18 protein-coding genes are annotated in these 21883 nt (G+C 72.5%); 14 read left to right on the top strand and 4 right to left on the bottom strand.

The features are described from left to right. Positions 1-7: 7 nt before the first annotated feature. From ACTWPP_RS21795 to ACTWPP_RS21775, 5 genes are all read left to right on the top strand, one after another. Complete coding sequence (locus ACTWPP_RS21795; protein WP_443106168.1) at positions 8-955, top strand: thiamine pyrophosphate-binding protein; 948 nt, start codon at positions 8-10, stop codon at positions 953-955. Next, positions 937-1818 carry a thiamine pyrophosphate-dependent enzyme gene (locus tag ACTWPP_RS21790; RefSeq protein ID WP_443106167.1) on the top strand — a complete coding sequence of 294 codons (882 nt, stop codon included), beginning with the start codon at positions 937-939 and terminating at the stop codon, positions 1816-1818. The genes ACTWPP_RS21795 and ACTWPP_RS21790 overlap by 19 nt, the downstream gene beginning before the upstream one ends. A 97-nt stretch (positions 1819-1915) precedes the next feature. Beyond that, on the top strand, positions 1916-2971 hold the full coding sequence (locus tag ACTWPP_RS21785; protein ID WP_443106166.1) for an Ldh family oxidoreductase: 1056 nt from the start codon (positions 1916-1918) through the stop codon (positions 2969-2971). A gap of 102 nt (positions 2972-3073) precedes the next feature. Beyond that, positions 3074-3865: a siderophore-interacting protein gene (locus tag ACTWPP_RS21780; protein WP_443106165.1), complete on the top strand. Its 792-nt coding sequence runs from the start codon at positions 3074-3076 to the stop codon at positions 3863-3865. Between the two features lie 29 nt (positions 3866-3894). Further along, entirely contained in the window at positions 3895-4827 is a 933-nt protein-coding gene (locus ACTWPP_RS21775; RefSeq protein ID WP_443106164.1) for a DUF6282 family protein, read from the top strand. A gap of 70 nt (positions 4828-4897) precedes the next feature. Here the strand turns inward: ACTWPP_RS21775 and ACTWPP_RS21770 are convergent, their stop codons facing one another. Both ACTWPP_RS21770 and ACTWPP_RS21765 read right to left on the bottom strand, forming a co-directional pair. Beyond that, a complete protein-coding gene (locus ACTWPP_RS21770) occupies positions 4898-6457 on the bottom strand; it encodes an FAD-binding oxidoreductase (protein WP_443106163.1) in 1560 nt (519 codons plus the stop codon). A 62-nt stretch (positions 6458-6519) separates the two neighbouring features. Then, positions 6520-7419 (bottom strand): hydroxymethylglutaryl-CoA lyase, encoded by a 900-nt coding sequence (locus ACTWPP_RS21765; RefSeq protein ID WP_443106162.1) that lies wholly within the window; start codon positions 7417-7419, stop codon positions 6520-6522. 113 nt (positions 7420-7532) lie between these two features. Here ACTWPP_RS21765 and ACTWPP_RS21760 point away from each other — a divergent pair, with 113 nt between their 5' ends. The 9 genes from ACTWPP_RS21760 (at position 7533) to ACTWPP_RS21720 (ending at position 19501) form a co-directional block, all read left to right on the top strand. Then, entirely contained in the window at positions 7533-8177 is a 645-nt protein-coding gene (locus ACTWPP_RS21760) for a GntR family transcriptional regulator (protein WP_443106161.1), read from the top strand. A 133-nt stretch (positions 8178-8310) separates the two neighbouring features. Continuing rightward, positions 8311-9534 (top strand): CaiB/BaiF CoA transferase family protein, encoded by a 1224-nt coding sequence (locus ACTWPP_RS21755; RefSeq protein WP_443106160.1) that lies wholly within the window; start codon positions 8311-8313, stop codon positions 9532-9534. Positions 9535-9555: 21 nt separating this feature from the next. Further along, complete coding sequence (locus ACTWPP_RS21750) at positions 9556-11619, top strand: hydantoinase/oxoprolinase family protein (protein ID WP_443106159.1); 2064 nt, start codon at positions 9556-9558, stop codon at positions 11617-11619. Then, entirely contained in the window at positions 11619-13517 is a 1899-nt protein-coding gene (locus ACTWPP_RS21745; RefSeq protein ID WP_443106158.1) for a hydantoinase B/oxoprolinase family protein, read from the top strand. Before ACTWPP_RS21750 ends, ACTWPP_RS21745 begins: the two co-directional genes overlap by 1 nt. Beyond that, a complete protein-coding gene (locus ACTWPP_RS21740) occupies positions 13514-14173 on the top strand; it encodes an isochorismatase family protein (RefSeq protein WP_443106157.1) in 660 nt (219 codons plus the stop codon). The genes ACTWPP_RS21745 and ACTWPP_RS21740 overlap by 4 nt, the downstream gene beginning before the upstream one ends. A gap of 137 nt (positions 14174-14310) precedes the next feature. Further along, on the top strand, positions 14311-16380 hold the full coding sequence (locus ACTWPP_RS21735) for an MMPL family transporter (protein WP_443106156.1): 2070 nt from the start codon (positions 14311-14313) through the stop codon (positions 16378-16380). Positions 16381-16416: 36 nt separating this feature from the next. Continuing rightward, entirely contained in the window at positions 16417-17199 is a 783-nt protein-coding gene (locus tag ACTWPP_RS21730) for an IclR family transcriptional regulator (protein ID WP_443106155.1), read from the top strand. Between the two features lie 130 nt (positions 17200-17329). Then, a complete protein-coding gene (locus ACTWPP_RS21725; RefSeq protein WP_443106154.1) occupies positions 17330-18280 on the top strand; it encodes a PDR/VanB family oxidoreductase in 951 nt (316 codons plus the stop codon). A 21-nt stretch (positions 18281-18301) separates the two neighbouring features. Then, positions 18302-19501 (top strand): cytochrome P450, encoded by a 1200-nt coding sequence (locus tag ACTWPP_RS21720; protein ID WP_443106153.1) that lies wholly within the window; start codon positions 18302-18304, stop codon positions 19499-19501. Positions 19502-19539: 38 nt separating this feature from the next. On the opposite strand, the gene ACTWPP_RS21715 is transcribed toward ACTWPP_RS21720, so the two are convergent. Then, complete coding sequence (locus ACTWPP_RS21715; protein WP_443106152.1) at positions 19540-20826, bottom strand: dihydrolipoamide acetyltransferase family protein; 1287 nt, start codon at positions 20824-20826, stop codon at positions 19540-19542. Continuing rightward, the gene (locus ACTWPP_RS21710) at positions 20823-21839 is read right to left on the bottom strand and encodes an alpha-ketoacid dehydrogenase subunit beta (protein WP_443106151.1); all 1017 of its coding nucleotides are present in this window, start codon (positions 21837-21839) and stop codon (positions 20823-20825) included. The genes ACTWPP_RS21715 and ACTWPP_RS21710 overlap by 4 nt, the downstream gene beginning before the upstream one ends. Between the last annotated feature and the right edge of the window lie 44 nt (positions 21840-21883).

Below are 21883 nucleotides of genomic sequence, written 5' to 3'. Positions count from 1 at the left end.
GACCTCCATGCCGAACACTGGCCGATCCGACACGGGCCGATCCGACACGGGCCGATCCAACACGGGCCGATCCAACACGGGCCGACCGAGTACAGGCCGATCCAACACGGGCGAGTCGCGCCGCGCTGATGGCGGGGACGCCGTCATCAGCGCGTTCAACGCCATCGGATCCGACTTCATCTTCTCCTCGCCGGGCTCGGAGTGGGCACCGGTCTGGGAGTCGCTGGCGCGGCGCCATCGTGACGGACTGCCCTGCCCGAAGTACCTCGACCTGACGCACGAGACGGTCGCGGTCGGCATGGCCACCGGCTACGGCCTGGTGACCCGCCGGCCCCAGGGCGTCCTGCTGCACGCCGGCCCCGGCCTGCTGCAGGGTTCGATGGCCGTCCACGGTGCCCTGCTGGCGGGGGTTCCGATGGTCGTCGCGTCGTCGGAGTCCAGCACCTACGGCGACGGGGGCGGGCCCGACCCGGGCGGCCAGTGGTACCGCAATCTGTCGGTCGTGGGCGGCCCACACCAGATGGCGCAGCCGTGGGTGAAGTGGGCCAACCAGGTGGGCGACGTGTCGGTTCTGCCGGGCATGGTGACGCGCGCCGCCGAGTTCGCCGTGCGGGCTCCGGCGGGACCGGTCTACCTCAACGTCCCCCTGGAAGTCCTGCTGGACCCGTGGGACGAGCGCGAGCCGAAGCAGCTCGCGCCCAGAGGTACGACGGTCAGCGCGCCCGAGGACATCGAGGCGGTCCTCGGGCTGCTGGCGGACGCGGAGAACCCGGTGATCGTCACCGAGACCGCGGGCCGCGAGGCCGGCGGGACGGCGGCGCTCACCGACTTCGCCGAGACGCTCCAGATCCCCGTGATCGAGCCAGGCGGCTCGACTGTGTGCACCAACTTCCCCCGGACGCACACCCTGCACGCCGGCGGCGACATCGGCCCTACATGGACACCGCGGACCTGATCCTGCTGGTGAACTGCCGGGCCCCTTTCTACCCGCCGAGCAGGCGTCCGGCCAGGGCGAAGATCGTCGTGATCGACGACGTCCCGCAGCGCCCGCACATGGCCTACCAGGTCCACCACGCCGACCGTCACCTCGAAGGGGGCGTCGCCGCGACGCTCCGCGAACTGGCCCGGCGGGCCCGGGACGAGGGCGTGGCGAGCGACGACCGGGTGGCGCCCCGGCGCGAGGCGCAGCGGGCGCGGCACGCGTCCGACGCGGCGGCGCTGGAGGACGCCGAGGCCCGCGCGGCCGAGGCCGACGGGATCGACCCGATCCGCGTCGCCGTCGCGCTCCGCGAGCTGCTCGCCGCCGCCGACCCCATCGTCGTGGACGAGACCATCACCCACAGCCGGTTCGTCAAGCGCCACCTGCCGCGCAGCACCCCCGACTCCTACTTCTACGTGCAAGGAGGCCTCGGCCAAGGGATCGCCGTCGCGATGGGGGTCAAGCTCGCCGCACCCGACCGGCCGGTCGTCCTCACCGTGGGCGACGGGTCGTTCATGTACAACCCGATCGTCCAGTCGCTCGACGCCTCCAGGGCGTACGGGATTCCCCTGCTGATCGTCATCTTCAACAACCGCGAGTACCTGTCGATGAAGATGAACCACCTGCGGTTCTACCCGGAGGGCGCGGCGGTGGAGACCGGCGAGTTCCTCGGCGTGGACCTGGCCGGGCAGCCCGAGTTGGCCCGGTTCGCCGAGCCGTTCGGCATGCACGCCGAGACGGTCGGGCACGCCGGGGAACTCGTGCCCGCGCTGGACCGGGCGATGAAGTCCGTCCGCGGCGGGACGACCGCCATCGTCAACATCTCCGTTTCCCGCTGACCACAGAGTTCCCTGCTGATCACAAAGGTCCCGCTGACCACAAGATTCCCGCTGACCACACCGTCTCCGGCTGACCCGGAAAATCGGAGCATCACTCATGCCACCAGCACCGAAAGTCGTGGTACCCGCCAAGGAGCTGTCGGGGTTCGTCACGGACCTGTTCGTCCGCGCGGGCGTCGGGCCCGAGCACGCCGCCACGCTCACCGACGTCCTGATCTGGGCGAGCCTGCGGGGCGTCGATTCCCACGGTGCCTCGCGGGTGCCCCGCTACCTGGAAATGTTCGAGTCCGGGGTCGCGAACGCCGCCCCCGACATCCGGGTCGTGTCCGAGGCCGCCGCGTCCGCCGTCGTGGAAGCCGACCGCGCGCCCGGACCCGTCGCGCTGACCGTCGCCGCCGACGAGGCGGTGAACCGGTCCCGCGCCAACGGGATCGGCGCCGTGGGCGTGCGCGGCACCGTCCACACCGGGGCGATCGGCTACTACACGTCCCGGATCGCCGAGGCGGGCCTCGTCGGCATCGGGTTCGTGGCCGGAATGCCGAACATGAGCTACACCGGCGTCAAGGGCGCCGCCGTGGCGACCAGCCCGCTTTCGGTGGCGGTGCCCGCCGAGGGGCACGTCCCGGCGCTGCTCGACATGGCGACCGCCCAGATCGCCCTCGGCAAGATCGCCCAGTTCCGCAACGCGGGCAAGATCCTCCCCGAGGGCGCGGCGGCCACCGCCGACGGCGTTCCCACGACCGATCCGAACGTCGCCAAGATGCCGCTGCCGCTCGGCGGCGCCAAGGGCGCGGGCATGTCGCTGATGTTCGAGCTGATCACCAGCGTGCTGCTCGGCGCGCCGATCCTGTCGTCGTTCCACGGCGACGACCCGGCGGGCCGCAAGCACCGGCAGAACGCCCTGCTCATCGCCCTCGACCCGGCCGCGTTCGGCGGGGACGGGTTCGCGGCGGCGGCCGGGACGACGCTGGAGACGCTCAAGGGCCTGCCCCGCGCGGACGAGGACACCGAGATCGTGTACCCGGGCGAGCGCAGCGCGGCGACCGCGCGGGCCCGCGCCGCCAAGGGCGTCCCGGTCGCGGCGAAGGTGTGGAACGAGCTCCGGGCGGCCGCGGACAAGCTCGGGGTGACGCCTCCCCAGCCCGCCGGCTGACACGGGCGACTACTGAGAGAGGTTTCATTGGCAGAACGTCCAGCGAAGCGAGAACGTCAGGGACGTCCGGGACGCAGGAATCCGCGGATCAGGAACGCGCAGGTGCGCAGCGTCGAGCGCGTCACCCCGCACATGATCCGGCTCGTGGTGGGCGGGGCTGGCATGGGGGATTTCGGTGCGGACCAGTACACCGACCACTACATCAAGCTCCTGTTCCCGGTCGAAGGGGTCGCCTACCCGGAGCCGTTCGACCTGCAGCGGATCCGGGAGCGGCTTCCGCGTGACCAATGGCCGAGCATGCGCACCTACACCGTGCGCCGCTGGGACGCCGCCGCCCGCGAGCTGACCGTCGACGTCGTGTACCACGGCGACGAGGGCCTCGCCGGCCCGTGGGCCGCGCGGGTGCGGCCGGGCGACGACGTCCGCTTCACCGGGCCGGGCGGCGGTTACGCTCCCGACCCGGACGCGGACTGGCACCTGCTGGCGGGCGACGAGTCCGCGCTCCCCGCCATCGCCGCCTCCCTGGAGCGGCTGCCGGTAGGGGCGCGTGCCCATGTCTTCGTCGAGGTCAGCGGCCCCGAGGAGGAGCAGCAGCTGGGGACGTCCGGCGACGCGTCCATCACCTGGCTGCACCGGAACGGCTCCCCGCCCGGAGACGCTCTCGTGCGCGCGGTCACCGACCTCGAATTCCCGTCCGGTACCCCGCAGGCGTTCGTGCACGGCGAGGCCGGTTCCGTGAAGGAACTCCGGCGGCTCCTGCTCCGCGAGCGCGGCGTTCCCCGCGATCGCGTGTCCATCTCCGGCTACTGGCGGCTCGGCCATGACGAGGACGGCTGGCAGGCCGCCAAACGGGACTGGAACCGCCAGGTCGAGGAGGAACAGGACGGCCGTTGACACCCTCCCCCGGCGAATAGGGTGCGGGGATGACCGATCATCCGAGGCCGTCGCACCGAGCGCGTGAACTCGTTCGGGGTGCCTACGACGTGCACATCCATGTGGCGCCCGACGTGATGGAACGCCGCATCGACGACCTCGCGCTCGCGCCGAGGTTCGCGGAGGCGGGCCTGGCCGGATTCGTGCTGAAGTCGCACTATTTCCCCACTGCGGAGCGCGCCGCCGTGGTCCGCGCCGCCGTCCCCGGGTTCGGCGCGGTCGGCGCGATCACCCTGAACGGCTCGGTCGGCGGCATGAACCCCGTCGCGGTGGAACTCGCCGGGCGCGCCGGGGCGCAGTTCGTCTGGCTGCCGACCGTCGACAGCGCCAACCAGCGCGCATGCACGTCGCATGATCCCGAGGGCGCGCGTCCGCCGATGTGGGCGCGGCTCCAGGACGAGCTGCGGGCCGAGGGCATGGCGGCCGACCCCGTGGACGTCGTCGACGGGGACGGGCGGGTCACCGGCGCCACCCGGCAGGTGCTCCACGTGATCGCCAAGCACGACATGACGCTGGCGACGGGCCACCTCGGCACGGCGGAGATCGCCGCCGTCGTGGACGCGGCCGTCGCGGCGGGGGTGCGCCGCATCGTCGTCACCCACCCCGAGTTCACCTCCCAGCGGGTCGGGGTGGACCGGCAGCGGGAACTCGCGGCGAAGGGCGCCCTGATGGAACGCTGCTTCACCACCCCGTACACCGGCAAAGTCTCCTGGGACGTCTGGCTGGACAACATCAGGGCCGTGGGCCCCGAGCACTCCGTCCTGTCCAGCGACCTCGGCCAGCCGTTCAACCCTCCCGTCGAGGACGGCCTGGCCCTGATGGCCGACCGCCTACTGGCCGAGGGCTTCACCGAAGACGACATCCGCCTAATGGCGGTCCGCAATAGCCGCTGGCTGGCAGCCGCCGGCGACGACCACCCCTAGACCCCCGAACAACGTTCACTCGCGGCGTGTCGCCCTTATGGCCTCCTCCATGAGGGCGACACGCCGCAAGTCAAGGGATGAGCACGCCGGGGTTGAGGATGCCGGCCGGGTCCAGGGCGGACTTCGCGGCGGTCAGCGCGGCGGCGAACGGCTCCGGGCGCTGGCGGTCGTACCAGGGACGGTGGTCGCGGCCGACCGCGTGATGGTGGGTGATCGTGCCGCCGTTCGCGGCGATCGCCTCGGACACGGCGGCCTTGATCTCGTCCCACTGGGCGACGGTGCCGCCCCAGCGGCCGGGCGCGTACACCCCGAAGTACGGCGCCGGACCATCCGGGTAGACGTGGGTGAACCGGCAGGTCACCACGCCGCCGCCCGCGATCTCGTGGACCGCCCGCCGTGCCGCCTCGGTGACCGCCCGGTGCAGTTCCTCGAACCGGTCCCAGGTGCACGCCGTCTCGAACGTCTCGACGATCAGCGAATGCCGGGCCAGCGCGTCCCGCTGGTAGGGCATCCGCAGGAACGACGACCGCCAGGTGTCGCCGGCGCTCTCCCCGGCGGTCTCCTCGGGCACCTCGCCGCCGTGCTCGCGGCACAGCTCCAGGGCCCGGTCCAGCGACGTGCGCACCGGGTGGTCGGCGGACTCGAACGCGACCAGCAGCACCCCGCCGTCCACGGCGACACCGGTGTTGACCAGTGCTTCGGAGGCGTCCAGCAGCCGGCAGTTCGCCGGGTACAGCCCGCTCTGCGTGATCGCCCGGGTGGCCGTGACCGCCGCGGTGTAGTCGGCGAAGCGCACCGACGCCCTGGCCCGCCAACGCGGACGCTCCTGTACCCGCATCCATGCCTCGGTGATGATCCCCAAGGCGCCCTCGCTGCCGAGGAACAGCCGGTCCGGGGACGGCCCGGCGCCCGAGCCCGGCAGCCGCCGCGATTCGCCGGCGCCGCTCGGCGTGACGACGCGCATCGACTCGACCATGTCGTCGATGTGCGTGTACAGGGTCGCGTAGTGGCCGCCGGCGCGTGTGGCCAGCCAGCCGCCCAGCGTGGAGAACTCGAACGACTGCGGGAAATGCCGCAGCGTCAGTCCCCGCGGCCGGAGCTGTTCTTCCAGGTGGGGGCCGAACACGCCGGCCTGGATCCGGGCGGCCCGGCTCACGGGGTCGATCTCCAGGACGCGGTCCAGCCGCTCCAGATCGACGGTGACCACCGGGGGCCCGTCGAACCGCGGCTCGATGCCGCCGACCACCGAGCTGCCGCCGCCGTAGGGGATGACGGCGATGCCGTCGCGGCCGCACCAGTCGAGCAGGTCGATCAGGTCGCGTTCGTCGCGCGGCCGGGCGACGAGGTCTGGGACGTGTCGCAGATCGCCGTGCAGGTTGCGCACCACGTCCCGGAACGCCTTGCCGTGCGCGTGCGCGGCACGGTCGGCCGGGTCGGCGGAGCACAGACCGGCGAGCGCGTCCGGTGCCCGGACCCGCGCGGCGGGCAGGCCGAGCGAGTCGATGCCGGGCGGTTCGTGACCGGTCAGCTCGCCGGACGTCAGCGCACGCACACGGGAGAGCAGGGCGTCCAGCTCCTTGCCGCGCACCGCGTCCTCGACGTTGCCCCATCCCCACCACGACCGCGTCATGACCGCTCCCTCCGGATCGAGCCCACCGTATCCGCGGTGTGCCCGGAGGCCCGGCCGGGACGTCAGTTCGCGGCGGGGAAGGAGCCGGCGCGGCCGAGGAATGCCTGCACCGGGTTGTCGAGGCGTCCGGCGAGCCAGGCCGCCGTCTCGGTGACCGTGCCCATCTCGACGCCGGTCGTGACGCCCGTGCGGTCCAGCGCGTACAGCAGGTCCTCGGTCGCGATGTTGCCGGTGGCGGCGGGCGCGAAGGGGCAGCCGCCGAATCCGCCGGTGCTGGCGTCCAGCGCGCTCACGCCGTGGTCGAGGGCGGTGAGGGCGTTGGCGTACCCGGTGTTGCGGGTGTTGTGGAAGTGGCAGCGCAGCGGGACGTCCGGCGCGATCCGCGCGGCGCCAGCCAGGAGCGTGCGCACCTGCGCGGGGACGCCGACACCGATCGTGTCGGCGATGGCGATCTCGTCGGGCTCGCTCTCGGCGACCCGCCGGACGAGGTCGAGGACCTTGTCGGCCGGCACCTCGCCCTCGAACGGGCAGCCGAACGCGGCGGCGATGGTGACCGCGCGGCGGACCCCGGCCGCGCGGGCCCGCTCGGCGATGCGGGCCCAGTTGCGGACGCCCTCCTCGACCGAGCAGCCCTGGTTGCGCCGGCTGAACTCGTCGGTGGACACCACCACGACGTTGATCTCGTCGACACCGGCCGCGAGCGCGCGGTCGAGCCCGCGCGGGTTGAGGACGAGCCCGGCGTAGCTGACCCCGTCGACGCGGGGGAGCCGCTCCATCACCGCCTCGGCGTCGGCCATCTGGGGGACCCGCTTGGGGTTGACGAAGCTGACGGCCTCGATGCGGCGCAGCCCGGCGGCGACGCTGCGTTCGATGAGCCGGACCTTGTCGGCGGCCGGGAGGATCGCGGCCTCGTTCTGCAGCCCGTCCCGGGGCCCGACCTCGATCAGTTCGACATCCGCCATGAGGCTCCTTTGTATGCAATCAATGGCTGATATGGAGAATTTACCCACGTCATGGCTTGTGTCAAGCGGAATCATTGCCTATGTTGCATGCAATCGACTTCGAGGAGGTTCGGATGGTCCGAGCCGTGGACCGTGTCTACACACGGCTGCGCGCCGACATCCTGGACGGCGTCCACCCGCCCGGCACGCGCCTCGGCGAGGCCGAGCTGGCCGAGGCCACCGGCTCCAGCCGGACGCCGGTCCGGGAGGCGCTGCGCAAGCTGGAGGTCGAGGGGCTCGTCGAGATCCTGCCGCACCGCGGCGCGCGGGTCCCCGGCTGGACACCGGACGACCTGGAGGAGATCTACGAACTGCGGATGCTGCTGGAGGGCGCCGCCGCCCGGCGGGCCGCCACCCGGGTCGAGCCCAAGGACACCGACCGGATGGCGGAGCTGTGCGACCTCATCGAGCAGGCCGCCGAGCCGGGTGACGGGCAGGACCTCGACCGGGTCGCCGAGCTGAACGCCGAGTTCCACGGCATCGTCCGCACCGCCGCCGCCAGCGGCCGGCTGGTGTCCATGCTCAGCGCCGTCACGCAGCTTCCGCTGGTGATGCGCACCTTCCACCGCTACTCGCCGGACGACCTCGCCCGCAGTTTCGCGCACCACCGCGAACTGGTCGCCGCGCTCCGCGCGGGCGACGGCACCTGGGCCGAGTCGGTGACGCGCGCCCATGTGCTCGCCGCGAAGGCGGTGCTCCTCCGCGCCGCCGAAGCCTGAACCGGCCTCCCCGGCCGACCCTCCGTCCGGGCTCCCCGAACCCCGACCGACCACATGCGAGCCGATCGACCACATGCGAGCACATGTGAACGCAGGAAACGCGCATGTGAACACACGAAAGAGGACCCGCCAGATGTCCATCGAAAACGGCGCCGCACCGGACGCCCGAGGCCCGCTCTCCGACCTGCGCGTCGTGGAGATGGGCCAGTTGCTCGCCGGCCCGTTCTGCGGGCAGCTCCTCGGCGACTTCGGCGCCGAGGTGATCAAGCTGGAGTCGCCGGGCGTCGGCGACCCGATGCGCCAGTGGGGACGGGAGAAGCCGCACGGCAAGTCCCTGTGGTGGCCGGTGGTCGCGCGCAACAAGAAGTCGGTGACCTGCAACCTGCGCACCCCCGAGGGGCAGGACCTCGCACGGCGGATCATCGAGCGGGCCGACATCGTCGTGGAGAACTTCCGCCCCGGGACGCTGGAGCGCTGGGGCCTGGACTTCGAACGGCTCCGCGAGACGAACCCGGGGCTCGTGCTGGTGCGCGTGTCGGGCTTCGGTCAGAGCGGCCCCTACGCTCCGCGCGCCGGATACGGGTCCATCGGCGAGGCGATGGGCGGCATCAGGTACGTGACCGGCGACCCGGACAAGGCCCCGTCCCGCGCCGGGATCTCGCTCGGCGACTCGCTCGCGGCCGTGTTCGCCACGATCGGCACGCTCGTCGCGGTGCACCACCGCACCCGCACCGGACGGGGCCAGATCGTCGACTCGGCCATCTACGAGGCGGTGCTGGCGATGATGGAGTCGCTGCTCCCCGAGTGGGCCGTCGCCGGCTACCAGCGTGAACGCACCGGTTCCGTCCTGCCGAACGTGTCGCCCAGCAACGTCTACCCGACCGCGTCCGGCGAGATGATCCTGATCGCCGCCAACCAGGACACGGTCTTCGCGCGGCTCGCGAAGACGATGGGCCGCCCGGAACTGAGCGACGACCCCCGCTACGCCGGGCACGCGGCCCGCGGCCGGAACATGGCCGAACTGGACGAGGTGATCTCCGCCTGGTCGGCGGGCATCGGGACCGGTGAGCTCCTGGAGACCCTCCACGCGAACGGCGTCCCCGCGGGCCGTATCTACACCGCCAGGGACATGTTCGAGGACCCGCACTTCGCCGCCCGCGACGCGATCGTGCGGCTGGCCCACCCCGACTTCGGCGAACTGCCGATGCACAACGCGTTTCCCAAGCTCAGCGAGTCCCCCGGATCGGTCCGGCACCCCGGCCCGGGGCTCGGCGAGCACAACCAGGAGGTGTACGGCGGCCTCCTGGACCTTCACCAGGACGAGATGGCCGCGCTGTCCGAGCGCGGGATCGTCTGACCACGGCACCGGGAGGCCAGTATGGGATATCGCCTAGGCGTTGATGTAGGAGGCACGTTCACCGACGTGCTGCTCGTAGACGAGGAGACCGGCGTCAGCCACCGGGCGAAGACGTCGTCCACCCCGGCGGACCAGTCCCAGGGCGTGCTGAACGGCATCCGCAAGGTGTGCCGGGACGCCGGGATCGACCTGACCGAGGTCGCGCACGTCCTGCACGGCACGACCGTCGCGACCAACGCGATCCTGCAGGGGAAGGGCGCGCGGGTCGGGCTGGTGACGACCGAGGGGTTCCGCCAGGTCCTGCAGATCGCCCGGTCGTACGTGCCGGGCGGCCTGGCCGGCTGGATCATCTGGCCGAAGCCCGAGCCGCTGGCCAGGCTGGAGCACACGGTGGAGATCCCCGGCCGGATCGCCGCCGACGGCTCCGTGGTCACCCCCCTGGACGAGGAACGCGCCCGCGCCGAGCTGCGCAGGCTGGCCGGGGCGGGGATCGAGGCGCTGACCATCGCGCTCATCAACTCGTATGCGAGCGACGAGCACGAGCGGCGGGTGGCGGAGCTGGCGGCCGAGGAGCTCCCCGGCGTCCCGGTGTCGCTGTCCAGCCACGTCCTGCCGGAGATGCGCGAGTACGAGCGCACCGTCACCACCGTGGCCAACAGCTACGTCCAGCCCGAGGTGTCGCGCTACGTCAGCAACCTGGACCGGTCCCTGTCCGGCAGCGGGATCACCGCGCCGCTGTCGGTGCTGCGCAGCGACGGCGGGCTGACCAAGGCCGCCAAGGCGGCGGAGGACCCGGTGGCGCTGCTGCTGTCGGGCCCCGCCGGCGGCGTGACGGGGGCGATCTGGTTCGCCGAGCAGGCGGGCCACCACGACTTCCTCACCTTCGACATGGGCGGCACCTCCACCGACGTGGCGCTGGTGCTCGGCGGGCGGCCGCGGATCGGCCGGGAGACCAGCGTCGGCGACCTCACCGTCCGGGCCACCAGCGTCGACGTCCGCTCGGTCGGCGCCGGCGGCGGCTCGATCGCGCACGTCCCCGAGCTGACCAAGGCGCTGCGCGTCGGCCCGCAGTCCGCGGGCGCCGACCCCGGCCCGGCCGCCTACGGGGCGGGCGGCACCGACCCCACCGTCACCGACGCCAACGTCGTCCTCGGCCACCTGCCGCAGGACCTCGCCGGCGGGGAGATCTCGCTGGACGCCGAGGCCGCCCGCAAGGCCGTGCGCGGCATCGCCGACGCGATGGGGCTGCCCGGCGTGGAGGCCGCGGCGGCGGGCATCATCGACATCGTCAACGAGAACATGCTCGGCGCGCTCCGCCTGATCAGCGTCCAGCAGGGCTTCGACCCGCGCGACTTCGCGCTCGTGTCGTTCGGCGGCGCCGGCCCCCTGCACGCCAACGCGCTCGGCCGGCTGACCGGCTCCTGGCCGGTGATCGTCCCGCCGTCCCCGGGCGTGCTGTGCGCCTACGGGGACGCGACGACGTGCGCCCGCGACGAGGCCGCCCGCACGATGGTGCGCCGGTTCTCGACACTCGGCGACGCCGAACTGCGCACCGCGCTCCTCGAACTCGCCGACACCGCCGCCGCTCGGCTGGAGGCGGAGGGCGTGCCGCGCGACGGCCAGACCGAGAGCTACCAGATCGACTTGCGCTACCACGGGCAGGGCTTCGAGATCCCCGTCGAGCTGGACCGCGACGTCGTCGACGGCGATCTGCTGGCCGAGCTGGGCGCCGCGTTCGACGCCGAGCACAAGCGGCTGTTCTCCTTCCTGCTCGACAACGAGCGCGAGGTGATCAACCTGCGGGTCACCGTGAGCGGCCCGCGCCCGGAGGTCGCCTGGCGCACCCTGCCGGAGGGGACCGGCGACCCGTCCGCGGCGCTGGTCCGCGAGACCGAGGTGTGGATGGACGGCGCGCCCGCGTCCGCCCGCGTCTTCGACCGTTCCAAGCTGCTCGCCGGGGACGTCGTGCCGGGCCCGGCCGTGGTGGTCGAGATGGACTCCACCACCCTCGTGCTGCCCGGGCACGCCGCGACCGTGCACCCCAGCGGCAGCCTCCTGATCCGTCCGCTGAACGAGGAGCGCTGATGGCCGAGATCCTGCAGACCGACACCGAGCCGGCCGGCCGCGTCGACGTCGACCCGGTCACCCTGGACATCATCGAGAACGCGCTCCGCAACGCGCGCTACGAGATGGACGAGGTGCTCTTCCGCACCGCGCTGTCCCCGGGCATCCGCGAGCAGCACGACGAGTTCCCGCTGATCGCGAACCCGGACGGCAAGATGGTCGTGGGCCAGTTCGGGCTGTCGGTCCCCGACTTCCTCGACAACTTCGATGGAACGATCGGCGAGGGCGACATCCTGATGACGTCCGACCCGTACGCGTGCGGCGCGGCGATCAGCCACGCCAACGACTGGCTGCTGGTGGTGCCCATCTTCCATGAGGGCCGGCTGGTGGGCTGGTCGTCGATGTTCGGGCACATGTCGGACGTGGGCGGCAAGACGCCCAGCTCGATGCCCGCCGACGCCCGCACCATCTACGAGGAGGGCGTGATCGTCCCGCCCTTCAAGCTGTACGAGGGCGGCGTGCTCAACGAGGCGGCGCTGAGAATCATCCTCAACCAGGTGCGCATGCCCGACTGGAACCGGGCGGACCTGAACGGGCTGACCGCCGCCTGCACCACGGCCGCCCGCCGGGTGACCGAACTGTGCGACCGGTTCGGCGTCGAGACGTACCTGTCCGCGCTGGACGACCTGCTGGACCGCAACTACCAGGCCATGAAGGTGCTGCTGGCGACGCTGTTCGAGGACGGCCAGACGCTGGAGTTCGCCGACTACATCTGCGACGACGGCTGCGGCTACGGCCCCTACGAGCTGAAGATCTCGCTGACCCGGACCGGCGAGAAGATCCATCTGGACTTCTCGCACGCCGCCCCGCAGGCCGTGGGGCCGATCAACTACTTCATCAACGAGAACCTCGTCCGGATGTTCTTCGGGATCTACGTGATCACGGTCGCGGACCCGCAGATCCTGTGGAACGACGGCTTCTACCCGCTGATCGACGTGACGATCCCCGAGGACTCGTTCTGGAAGCCCCGCCATCCCGCCGCGCTGAACGCCCGCAACCACGGCATCGGCCGGGTGTTCGACCTGTTCGGCGGGCTGCTCGGGCAGACCAACCCGGAGATCCTGAACGCCGCCGGGTTCTCGTCGTCGCCGCACTTCATGTACTCGGGGCACTACACCTCGGGCCCGCGTGAGGGCGAGTGGTTCCAGCTGTACTCGATCGGGTTCGGCGGGGTCCCGGGACGCCCGGTCGGGGACGGCCCCGACGGGCACTCGCTGTGGCCGTCGTTCGTCAACATCCCCTGCGAGTACCTGGAGTCGTACTACCCGCTGCGCATCGAGCGGTGGGAGACGATCGCCGACTCCGGCGGCGCCGGGCTGCACCGCGGCGGCAACGGCGTGGACGTGGCGTACTGCTTCGAGGAGCCGGGCACGATCGCGATCCACGACGACCGCTGGCTCACCTACCCGTGGGGCGTGAACGGCGGGCGTCCGGGGGAGCGGGGCCGCAAGTGGATCGACCGGGCCGACGGCACCCGGGAGGTGCTGCCCAGCAAGATCCATGACGTTCCGGTCGGCCCCGGCGACGTCCTGCACTTCGTCACGTGGGGCGGCGGCGGATGGGGCGATCCCCTGGCCCGTCCCGCCGACGGCGTCGCGCTGGAGGTGCGGCGCGGCCTGGTGACCGCCGACGGCGCCCGCGACTACGGCGTCGTCTGCACCGCCGAAGGCGTCCTCGACGAGGCGGCCACCGAACTCCTGCGGGCGGAGATGTCCGCCGCGCGGCCGGAGATCCCCGTGTTCGACATGGGCCCGCCGCTGGAGGAGATCCTCGCCCGCTGCGAGGAGGAGACCGGCCTGCCGGCGCCGAGCCCGCCGGTCGACGTCCGTTCGGCCGCCGCCCTGCGCGCCCGGCGATGAGCGGCGGCGGGCCGGCGAGGGACCTCGACCTCGCCGATGACTACCGCGGCTCCGGCTTCGGCGCGAGCCTCGGCTGCGGCACCTCTCCCGCGGTGCTCGTGGTCGATCTCGTCCGCGCCTACCTGGTGGACGGGTCGCCGCTGCGCGCCCCGGTCGAGGACGCGGTGGCCGCGTCGATCACGCTGATCGGGGCGGCGCGGACGGCCGGGCTGCCGGTGCTGTTCACCCGGGTGAGCTACCGGCCGGGGGCCGCCGACGGCGGGCTGTTCCGCCGCAAGGTCCCCGCGCTGCGCGTCTTCGAAGAGGGCGGTCCCCTCGGCGACTTCGCCGAGGGGACCGCCCCCGCGCCGGGCGAGACGGTGGTCACCAAGCAGTACGCGAGCTCGTTCCACGGCACGTCGCTCGCGGCCACCCTGACCGCGTCCGGCATCGACACCCTGCTGATCTGCGGCCTGACCACCAGCGGGTGCGTCCGGGCCACCGCGACCGACGCCCTCCAGCACGGGTTCCGGCCCCTGGTGGTGGACGAGGCGTGCGGGGACCGCGACCGCCGGCTGCACGAGGCCAACCTGCTCGACCTGGAGGCCAAGTACGCCGACGTCCTGTCCCTCGACCGGGCTTTGGCCACGATCAGGACGGCGGCCACGGGCGCCTGACGACGAGGAGGCGGCCGTCCCCCGGCAGCCGGGGAACGGCCGCTTCCCCGCGCTCGGGCCGGTGATGTTTGGTCGTTCGGCTGCGGGAAGATCCACGAGGGCATGCCCGCTGAACCCGATGTCGCTAGGAACGGTGGATGTCCGCACCCCGAGCCGTCCGCTGGATCATCCCGGCCGCACTGGTCCTCGTCTGGCTGGCCATCGGCGGCGTCCTCGGCCCGTACGCGGGCAAGCTGAGCGAGGTCGCCACCAACGAGCAGTCGTCGTTCCTGCCCAGCAGCGCCGAATCGACGCGGGTGCTTGAGCGGCAGGCGGCGTTCCAGCAGAGCAGCACGATCCCGGCGATCGTCGTGTGGGAAGCCCGCACCGGCGCCATCTCGGCCGACCAGCGTGCCGCGGCCCGCGGCGCACTCTCCTCGCTCCAAGGCACCCCGCACGTCACCGGCACCCCGTCCCAGATCGTCGCATCGCGGGACGGGGCGGCGATGAGCGGCGTCGTGCAGGTCCGCTCCGATGTCGGTGAGCAGAGCCCCGACGTGGTGGACCGCATCCGTGAAGCGGCCGAGCGGGTCCCCGGGGCCCGCGTCCATGTGGGCGGGCCCGTCGCGATCCAGGCGGACCTCTCCGAATCCTTCGCCGGCATCGACACCATGCTTCTGCTCGTCGCCGTCAGCGTGGTGTTGCTGATCCTGCTGCTCGTCTACCGCAGCGTTCTGCTCCCCCTGGTGATCATCATGGGTGCGGTGTTCGCGCTCGCGCTGGCCACCGCGATCGCCTACTTCCTGGCCGGTCAGGACATCGTGACGGTGAGCGGCCAGGTGCAGGGCATCCTGTTCATCCTGGTGATCGGTGCCAGCACCGACTACGGCCTCCTGCTGTCGGCCCGGTTCCGGGAGGAACTCGCCGGCGAAACCGACGCGCTGCCCGCCGTGCTGACCGCGTGGCGGCGGTCGGTCGGAGCCATCGTCGCCAGCGGCTCCACCGTGGCCCTCGGCCTGCTCGCCCTGCTGCTCAGCCGGCTGTCCAGCAACCAGGCACTGGGCCCGGTCGGTGCGATCGGCATCGGCTGCGCTCTGCTGAGCGCGCTCACCTTCCTGCCCGCGGCCCTGGCCCTCCTCGGACGCGCGGCGTACTGGCCCACCCGGCCGCACCCCGACCGCCCGGGCTCCTCCCGGCACGGTGTCTGGGAGCGCGTCGCGGGACTGCTGGACCGCCACCCGCGCCGTGTCTGGGCGAGTTGCCTGATCGTGCTGATCGCGGGCGCCGCGTTCATGCCCCAGTTGCGCACAGGCGGCGTGCCGCTGAGTGAGACGTTCGTCGGCGAGGCGCAATCGGTGCGGGCGCAGAACGTCCTCGACGAACATTTCCCGGGTGGGGCGGGCAACCCGGCCATCGTGTTGACCGACGCGTCCGAGCTGCAGCAGGTGATCTCCGCGGCGGAGAGCACCGAGGGCGTCTCCGGCGTCCGCCCGCGCACCACGGAGGGTGGACGGCCCCGGGTCGTGGACGGCCGCGCCCTGGTGGAGGTCACGTTGAGCGCCGGCGCCGACAGCGACGCGGCCCGGCAGACCGTCGAGCGGCTGCGCGACGAACTGCATGGCATCGCCGGCGCCGGCACGCTCGTCGGCGGCTACACCGCTCAGCAGATCGACATCCAGGACGCGGCGGAACGCGACCGCACCGTCATCATCCCGGTCGTCCTCGCGATCATCCTGGTGATCCTGATCGCCCTGCTCCGCTCGCTGCTGATGCCGGTGCTCCTGGTCGCCACCGTCGTGCTCAGCTACCTGGCGACCCTCGGCGTCGCCGCGCTCGTCTTCCAGTACGTCCTCGGCTTCAGCGCCACCGATCCCGCGGTGGTGCTGTACGGGTTCATCTTCCTCGTCGCGCTCGGTGTCGACTACAACATCTTCCTGATGACCCGTGCGCGCGAGGAGTCGCTGCGGCACGGTGCGCGCAGCGGCGTCCTGCGGGGCCTCACCGTGACCGGCGGCGTCATCACCTCGGCCGGCGTGGTGCTCGCGGCCACCTTCGCCGCCCTCGTCGTCATCCCGCTCGCGTTCCTCCTCCAGATCGCCTTCATCGTGGCGTTCGGGGTTCTGCTGGACACCCTTCTCGTCCGCTCCCTCCTGGTGCCGGCCCTCGTCCGCGACGCGGGCCCGATCGTGTGGTGGCCCGGCGTCCTGTACCGGCGCCGGCGCCGATGACGGCGGCGGTCTCCAGGCCGGTGGGAGAATGGCGGCGTGGCCAGGTCGTCCAGCGGAGAGTCGGTCCTCACCCGCGTGGTGCGGATCCTGGACGCGTTCGGGCCCGAGTCCCGGGTGCTGACGGTGGGGGAGATCGGCCGCCGGGCGACGCTGCCGCCGGCGACGGCGGCGCGGCTGGTGACCGAGATGATCCGGCACGGCCTGCTGGCCCGTGACGGACCGCGCGGGATACGGATCGGCACGCGCATGTGGGAACTGGCCGAGCGCGCCTCCCCGATGCAGGGCCTGCGCGAGGCGGCCATGCAGTACATGGGGGACCTGCAGTCGGTCGTCGGTCATTCCGTCCAGCTCGGTGTCCTCGACGGTGACGAGGTGCTGTTCGTCGAGCGGCTCACCGCGCCGGACGCCGTCGTCAACTTCACCCGCGTCGGCGGACGGCTCCCGCTGAACGCATCGTCGTCCGGCCTGGTCCTGCTGACCCACGCGCCGGCCGCGTTCCAGGAGAAGATCGTCCAGGGGCCGTTGCGGACCTACACGCCGCGCACCATCGGCGACGAGCGGACGCTGCGCACCGAGCTGGCGGAGGTGCGGCGGCGCGGGTTCGCCTTCTGCCCCGGCCACATCCACCCCGACGCGACGGGGATCGCCGTCCCGGTGCGGCAGGGCGGGCAGGTCGTCGCGGCGCTCGGGCTGGTCGTGCCCAACGATGGTGCCGCGTGGGCGCTGACGCGGCCCCTGCAGCTCACCGGCCTGGCCCTCAGCCGGGCGTTGAACGCCGTGCCGATGCCCGTCCCGCAGCGGGCCCGCCCGCCGGACTGAACGGCCGCCCCGGACCGCGGCCCTGTGACCCGCGCCACGGAAAGTCGCTCATTCAATGAGAAAGCGCTCGTGGGCCGGGACCCGCCCGGCCGATCCTCGGACTCACCCCACGAGATCGAGGAGTACGGCGATGGACCAGGCCGCGGCGGTGGAACTGCGCGTGACGGGCAAGACGCCGGTGGCCGACGGCGTCGTGACGCTGACCCTGGCGCGCCCCGACGGCCGCCGGCTGCCCGACTGGACGCCCGGCTCGCACGTCGACCTGGTGCTGCCCGGCGGCCTGACCCGCCAGTACTCGCTGTGCGGCGACCGCTGGGACGCCCGGTCCTACCGCGTCGGCGTCCTGCGGGAACGCGACGGCAGGGGCGGGTCCGCGTTCGTCCACGACGAGCTGCGCGAGGGCGACCCCGTCGGGATCGGCGGGCCGCGCAACAACTTCCGGCTGGTGCCGGCCGAGCGTTACCTGTTCATCGCCGGCGGCATCGGGATCACCCCGCTGCTGCCGATGATCGTCCAGACGGAGACGCTGGGGATCGAATGGCGGCTGCTGTACGGCGGCCGCACCCGCTCGTCGATGGCGTTCCTGGACGAACTCCGGCCGTACGGCGGCAAGGTCGCCATCGTCCCGGAGGACGAACACGGCCTGCTGGACCTGGACGCCTGGCTGCCGGAACCCTCGACCGGCACCAAGGTGTACTGCTGCGGCCCCGGCGGGCTGCTCGACGCGGTGGAGCGGCGCTGCGCCGCCTGGCCGGCCGGGCACCTGCGCACCGAACGCTTCGTCGCCGCCGCGCGGGAGCCGGGCACCGCCGACGGCGCCTTCCAGGTGGAGCTGCGCCGCTCAGGCCGGACGCTGTCCGTCGACCGGAACCAGTCGCTGCTGCAAGCCCTCGGCGACGCCGGTGTGCCCGTGCTGTCGTCCTGCCGTCAGGGGCTGTGCGGCACCTGCGAGACGACCGTCCTGGACGGCGTCCCCGATCACCGTGACTCCCTGCTGGACGACGCCGAACGCGCGGCCGGGGACTGCATGTTCGTGTGCGTGTCCCGCGCCGCGGGCGAGCGCCTCGTCCTGGACCTGTGACCTGTTGTGGAGGATCTCGCGATGACCACCATGCCGTCCGCCCTGGTGTCCCTCGACATCGACCCGTTCGCCGCCGGCGTCCTCCAGGACCCCCTGCCCATGCAGGCCGAACTCCGCGAGGCCGGGCCCGTCGTGCACCTGAGCCGCCACGACGTGTACGCGCTGGCCCGCTACGAGCACGTCCACGCCGCGCTGACCGACTGGCAGTCCTTCCAGTCCGGCGCCGGGGTGGGGCTGGCCAACTTCCGCTACGAGAAGCCGTGGCGCCCCCCGAGCCTGCTCCTGGAAGCCGACCCTCCCCGGCATGACGCGCCGCGCGCCGTCCTGTCCAAGGTCCTCGGACCCCGGGCTCTGCGCCGCCTCCGGGACGCCTGGTTCGCCGACGCCGGCGAACTCGTCGAACAGGTGGTGGCGGAACCGTCGTTCGACGCCGTCACCGCACTGGCCCAGGCGTTCCCGCTGCGGGTCTTCCCGGACGCGGTCGGGCTCCGGCAAGAAGGACGAGAGAACCTCCTGCCCTACGGCGACCACGCCTTCAACGCCTTCGGCCCGCCCAACGAGCTGGTCGCCAAGGGTGTGCCACGCGTCCCCGAACTGTCGGGATGGGTCGGCGCCCAATGCGCACGCGAGAACCTGTCCGCGGACGGCTTCGGAGCCCAGATCTGGGCGGCGGCCGACAGGGGCGACATCACCCACGACCAGGCGCCCCTCATCGTCCGCTCCCTGCTGACCGCCGGAGTCGACACGACCGTCCACGCGCTGGGCGCCGTCCTGTACGCCTTCGCCGCCAACCCGGGCCAGTGGGAGCGGCTCCGCGCCGACCCGGGCTTGGCCCGCGTCGCCTTCGACGAGGCCGTCCGCTGGGAATCGCCGGTGCAGACCTTCTTCCGCACCGCCACCGGCGACATCGACATCGCCGGGACCACGATCCCCGACGGCAAGAAGATCCTGATGTTCCTCGGCGCGGCCAACCGCGATCCCCGCCGCTGGAACGCCCCCGACGCCTTCGACCTCACCCGCGACCCGTCCGCCCACGTCGGCTTCGGCATGGGCCTCCACCAGTGCGTGGGCCAGCACGTCGCACGCCTGGAAGCCGAAGCCGTCCTCACCGCCCTGGCGGCCAGAGTCGAACGCATCGAACTCGCCGAACAGCCCGAACGTCACCTGAACAACACCCTGCGCGCTTGGGCGTCCATGCCCGTGCACGTCCACCGGGCCTGAAGGCCATCGGCGTGCGGCAGTGAACGGGCCGAGGGAGCTCAGACGTGGGCGAGGAGGGCCGCCGGAGTTTCCACGCAGTCGGCCACGTAGCGGAGGAAGCCGCCGGCGGTGCCGCCGTCGCAGACCCGGTGGTCGAAGGTGAGGGAGAGCTGGGTGATCTTGCGGGGTACGACCGTGCCGTCGACGACCCAGGGGCGGTCGATGATGCGGCCGACGCCGAGGAGCGCCGCCTCGGGATGGTTGATGATCGGGGTGGATCCGTCCACGCCGAAGACGCCGTAGTTGTTGAGCGTGAACGTGCCTCCGGTCAGGGCCTCGGGAGGCAGCGCTCCCGAGCGCGCGAGCCCGGTGAGCCCGGCCAGTTCCGCGGCGAGCTGCGCGGTCGTCATCAGGTGCGCGTCCCGGACGACCGGTACGACGAGGCCGCGGTCGGTCTGCGCGGCGAAGCCCAGGTTGATGTGCCCGTACCGGACGATCTCGGCGCGGCCCGTGTCGACCGAGGAGTTCAGTTCGGGGAACTGCCGCAGGCCGGACACGCAGATCCGGGCCAGGAGGGCCAGGAGGCCGACACCGAGATCCGGGCGGGCGTGCCGCAGTTCGTCCTTCATCGCGAGCAGGCCGGTGGCGTCGACGTCCACCCAGGTCGTCGCGTCGGGGATCTCGCTGCGGCTGCGGGTCAGCTTGTCGGCGACCGCGCGGCGCAGGCCGCGCAGCGGGATGCGCTCGGTGGTTCCGGGCGGCGCGGTGGTTCCGGTGGGCGCGGTGGTTCCGGTGGGCGCGGTGGTTCCGGTCGTTTCGGTCGGCGGAGGGTTTTCGGGTGCCTTGCCGGTGATGGCCTGCTCGACGTCGCGGCGGAGGATCACGCCGTGCGGCCCGGTGGGGGTGATCGCGGCGAGATCGAGGTCGTTCTCGCGGGCGAGCCTGCGGACGAGCGGGGAGATCACTCGGGGTGCGCGCGGCTTCCGGCCGTGCCGTCTGCGGGTGCGGGGCGCATGGCCGGTGCCGTAGCCGATCAGGACGTTGCCGGAGCCCGCCCGCTCCTCCTCGCGGTAGCGGGCGGCGGCGGGCTCGTCCGCGGGGCCGACGTCGATGAGCGGCTCGCCGACCGCGAGGACGGTACCGGGCTCCGCGTGCAGGGTCAGCACGGTCCCGGCGTACGGGACGGGCACCTCCACGGCCGCTTTGGCGGTCTCGACCTCGACCACGATCTGGTCGATCCCGACCGTGTCGCCGGCGGCGACCTTCCATTCGATGATCTCGGCCTCGGTCAGGCCCTCGCCGAGGTCGGGCAGCCGGAACACCTGCCGTGAGAGGGCCGTCGTCATGATCGCTCCTGCGCCAGGTGGAGGACGTCGGGCCGGTCGTCGAACTGGAGCCGGTCGACCGCGTCGAGGATCCGGTCGGCGTCCGGCAGGTGCGAGTGCTCCAGCTTCGGGGGCGGATAGGGGATGTCGAAGCCGGTGACGCGCAGCACGGGGGCGGCCAGCGAGTGGAAGCAGCGTTCCTGCACGCGCGCCGCGATCTCCGCGCCCACCCCGGCGAACCCCTGCGCCTCCTGGACGACCACGCAGCGGCCCGTCTTGCGCACCGAGGACACGACGGTCTCGTCGTCGAACGGGACGACCGTGCGCAGATCGACCACCTCCAGGGCGATGCCGTCCTGGGCGGCGGCCTCGGCCGCCTGGAGCGCCACGGGGACGGCCGGTCCGTACGCGACCAGCGTCGCGTCGAGTCCCTCGCGCCGTACCGCCGCCCGCCCGAACCCGCCCGCCCGCCGGTCGGAGGGCGTGACCTCGCCCTTGGACCAGTACAGCCGCTTGGGCTCCATGAAGATCACCGGGTCGGGGTCGGTGACGGCGTCGCGCAGCAGCCAGTACGCGTCGTCCGGGGTCGCGGGGGTGACGACCTTCAACCCGGGGGTGTGCGCGTAGTAGGCCTCGCTGGAGTCGCAGTGGTGCTCGACGCCGCCGATGCCGCCCGCGTAGGGGATGCGGATCACCATCGGCAGGGACACCCGGCCGCGGGTCCGGTTGCGGAACTTCGCCACATGGGAGGCGATCTGCTCGAACGCCGGGTAGGCGAACGCGTCGAACTGCATCTCGACCACCGGGCGGAAGCCGCCCATGGCCATGCCGACGGCGAGGCCCACGATGCCCGCCTCGGCCAGCGGGGTGTCGAAGCACCGGTCCTCGCCGAACTCGGCGGTCAGCCCGTCGGTGATGCGGAAGACGCCGCCGAGCGGGCCGACGTCCTCGCCGAAGACGAGGACGCGCTCGTCGTCGCTCAGCGCGTCCCGCAGCGCCGTGTTCAGCGCCTGCGCCATGGTCAGCGCGGTCATGTCAGTCCTCCGGGGCGGGCGGTGTTGCCTGCGCCTTGGTCAGC

The organism is Actinomadura sp. 3N407 (assembly GCF_052245875.1).
In the GTDB taxonomy this organism is placed as follows: Bacteria; Actinomycetota; Actinomycetes; order Streptosporangiales; family Streptosporangiaceae; genus Spirillospora.
The sequence above is the reverse complement of the archived record's forward strand: the minus strand, read 5'-3'. Positions and strand labels throughout refer to the sequence as shown.

Bases quoted from the DNA above. Each gene is read 5' to 3' on its own strand.
- ACTWPP_RS21785 (WP_443106166.1), top strand. From the start codon at position 1,916: ATGCCACCAGCACCGAAAGTCGTGGTACCCGCCAAGGAGCTGTCGGGG.
- ACTWPP_RS21765 (WP_443106162.1), bottom strand. From the start codon at position 7,419: ATGGCGGATGTCGAACTGATCGAGGTCGGGCCCCGGGACGGGCTGCAG.
- ACTWPP_RS21725 (WP_443106154.1), top strand. From the start codon at position 17,330: ATGGACCAGGCCGCGGCGGTGGAACTGCGCGTGACGGGCAAGACGCCG.
- ACTWPP_RS21775 (WP_443106164.1), top strand. From the start codon at position 3,895: ATGACCGATCATCCGAGGCCGTCGCACCGAGCGCGTGAACTCGTTCGG.
- ACTWPP_RS21760 (WP_443106161.1), top strand. From the start codon at position 7,533: ATGGTCCGAGCCGTGGACCGTGTCTACACACGGCTGCGCGCCGACATC.
- ACTWPP_RS21745 (WP_443106158.1), top strand. From the start codon at position 11,619: ATGGCCGAGATCCTGCAGACCGACACCGAGCCGGCCGGCCGCGTCGAC.
- ACTWPP_RS21715 (WP_443106152.1), bottom strand. From the start codon at position 20,826: ATGACGACGGCCCTCTCACGGCAGGTGTTCCGGCTGCCCGACCTCGGC.
- ACTWPP_RS21755 (WP_443106160.1), top strand. From the start codon at position 8,311: ATGTCCATCGAAAACGGCGCCGCACCGGACGCCCGAGGCCCGCTCTCC.
- ACTWPP_RS21740 (WP_443106157.1), top strand. From the start codon at position 13,514: ATGAGCGGCGGCGGGCCGGCGAGGGACCTCGACCTCGCCGATGACTAC.
- ACTWPP_RS21790 (WP_443106167.1), top strand. From the start codon at position 937: ATGGACACCGCGGACCTGATCCTGCTGGTGAACTGCCGGGCCCCTTTC.
- ACTWPP_RS21735 (WP_443106156.1), top strand. From the start codon at position 14,311: ATGTCCGCACCCCGAGCCGTCCGCTGGATCATCCCGGCCGCACTGGTC.
- ACTWPP_RS21770 (WP_443106163.1), bottom strand. From the start codon at position 6,457: ATGACGCGGTCGTGGTGGGGATGGGGCAACGTCGAGGACGCGGTGCGC.
- ACTWPP_RS21710 (WP_443106151.1), bottom strand. From the start codon at position 21,839: ATGACCGCGCTGACCATGGCGCAGGCGCTGAACACGGCGCTGCGGGAC.
- ACTWPP_RS21750 (WP_443106159.1), top strand. From the start codon at position 9,556: ATGGGATATCGCCTAGGCGTTGATGTAGGAGGCACGTTCACCGACGTG.
- ACTWPP_RS21795 (WP_443106168.1), top strand. From the start codon at position 8: ATGCCGAACACTGGCCGATCCGACACGGGCCGATCCGACACGGGCCGA.
- ACTWPP_RS21720 (WP_443106153.1), top strand. From the start codon at position 18,302: ATGACCACCATGCCGTCCGCCCTGGTGTCCCTCGACATCGACCCGTTC.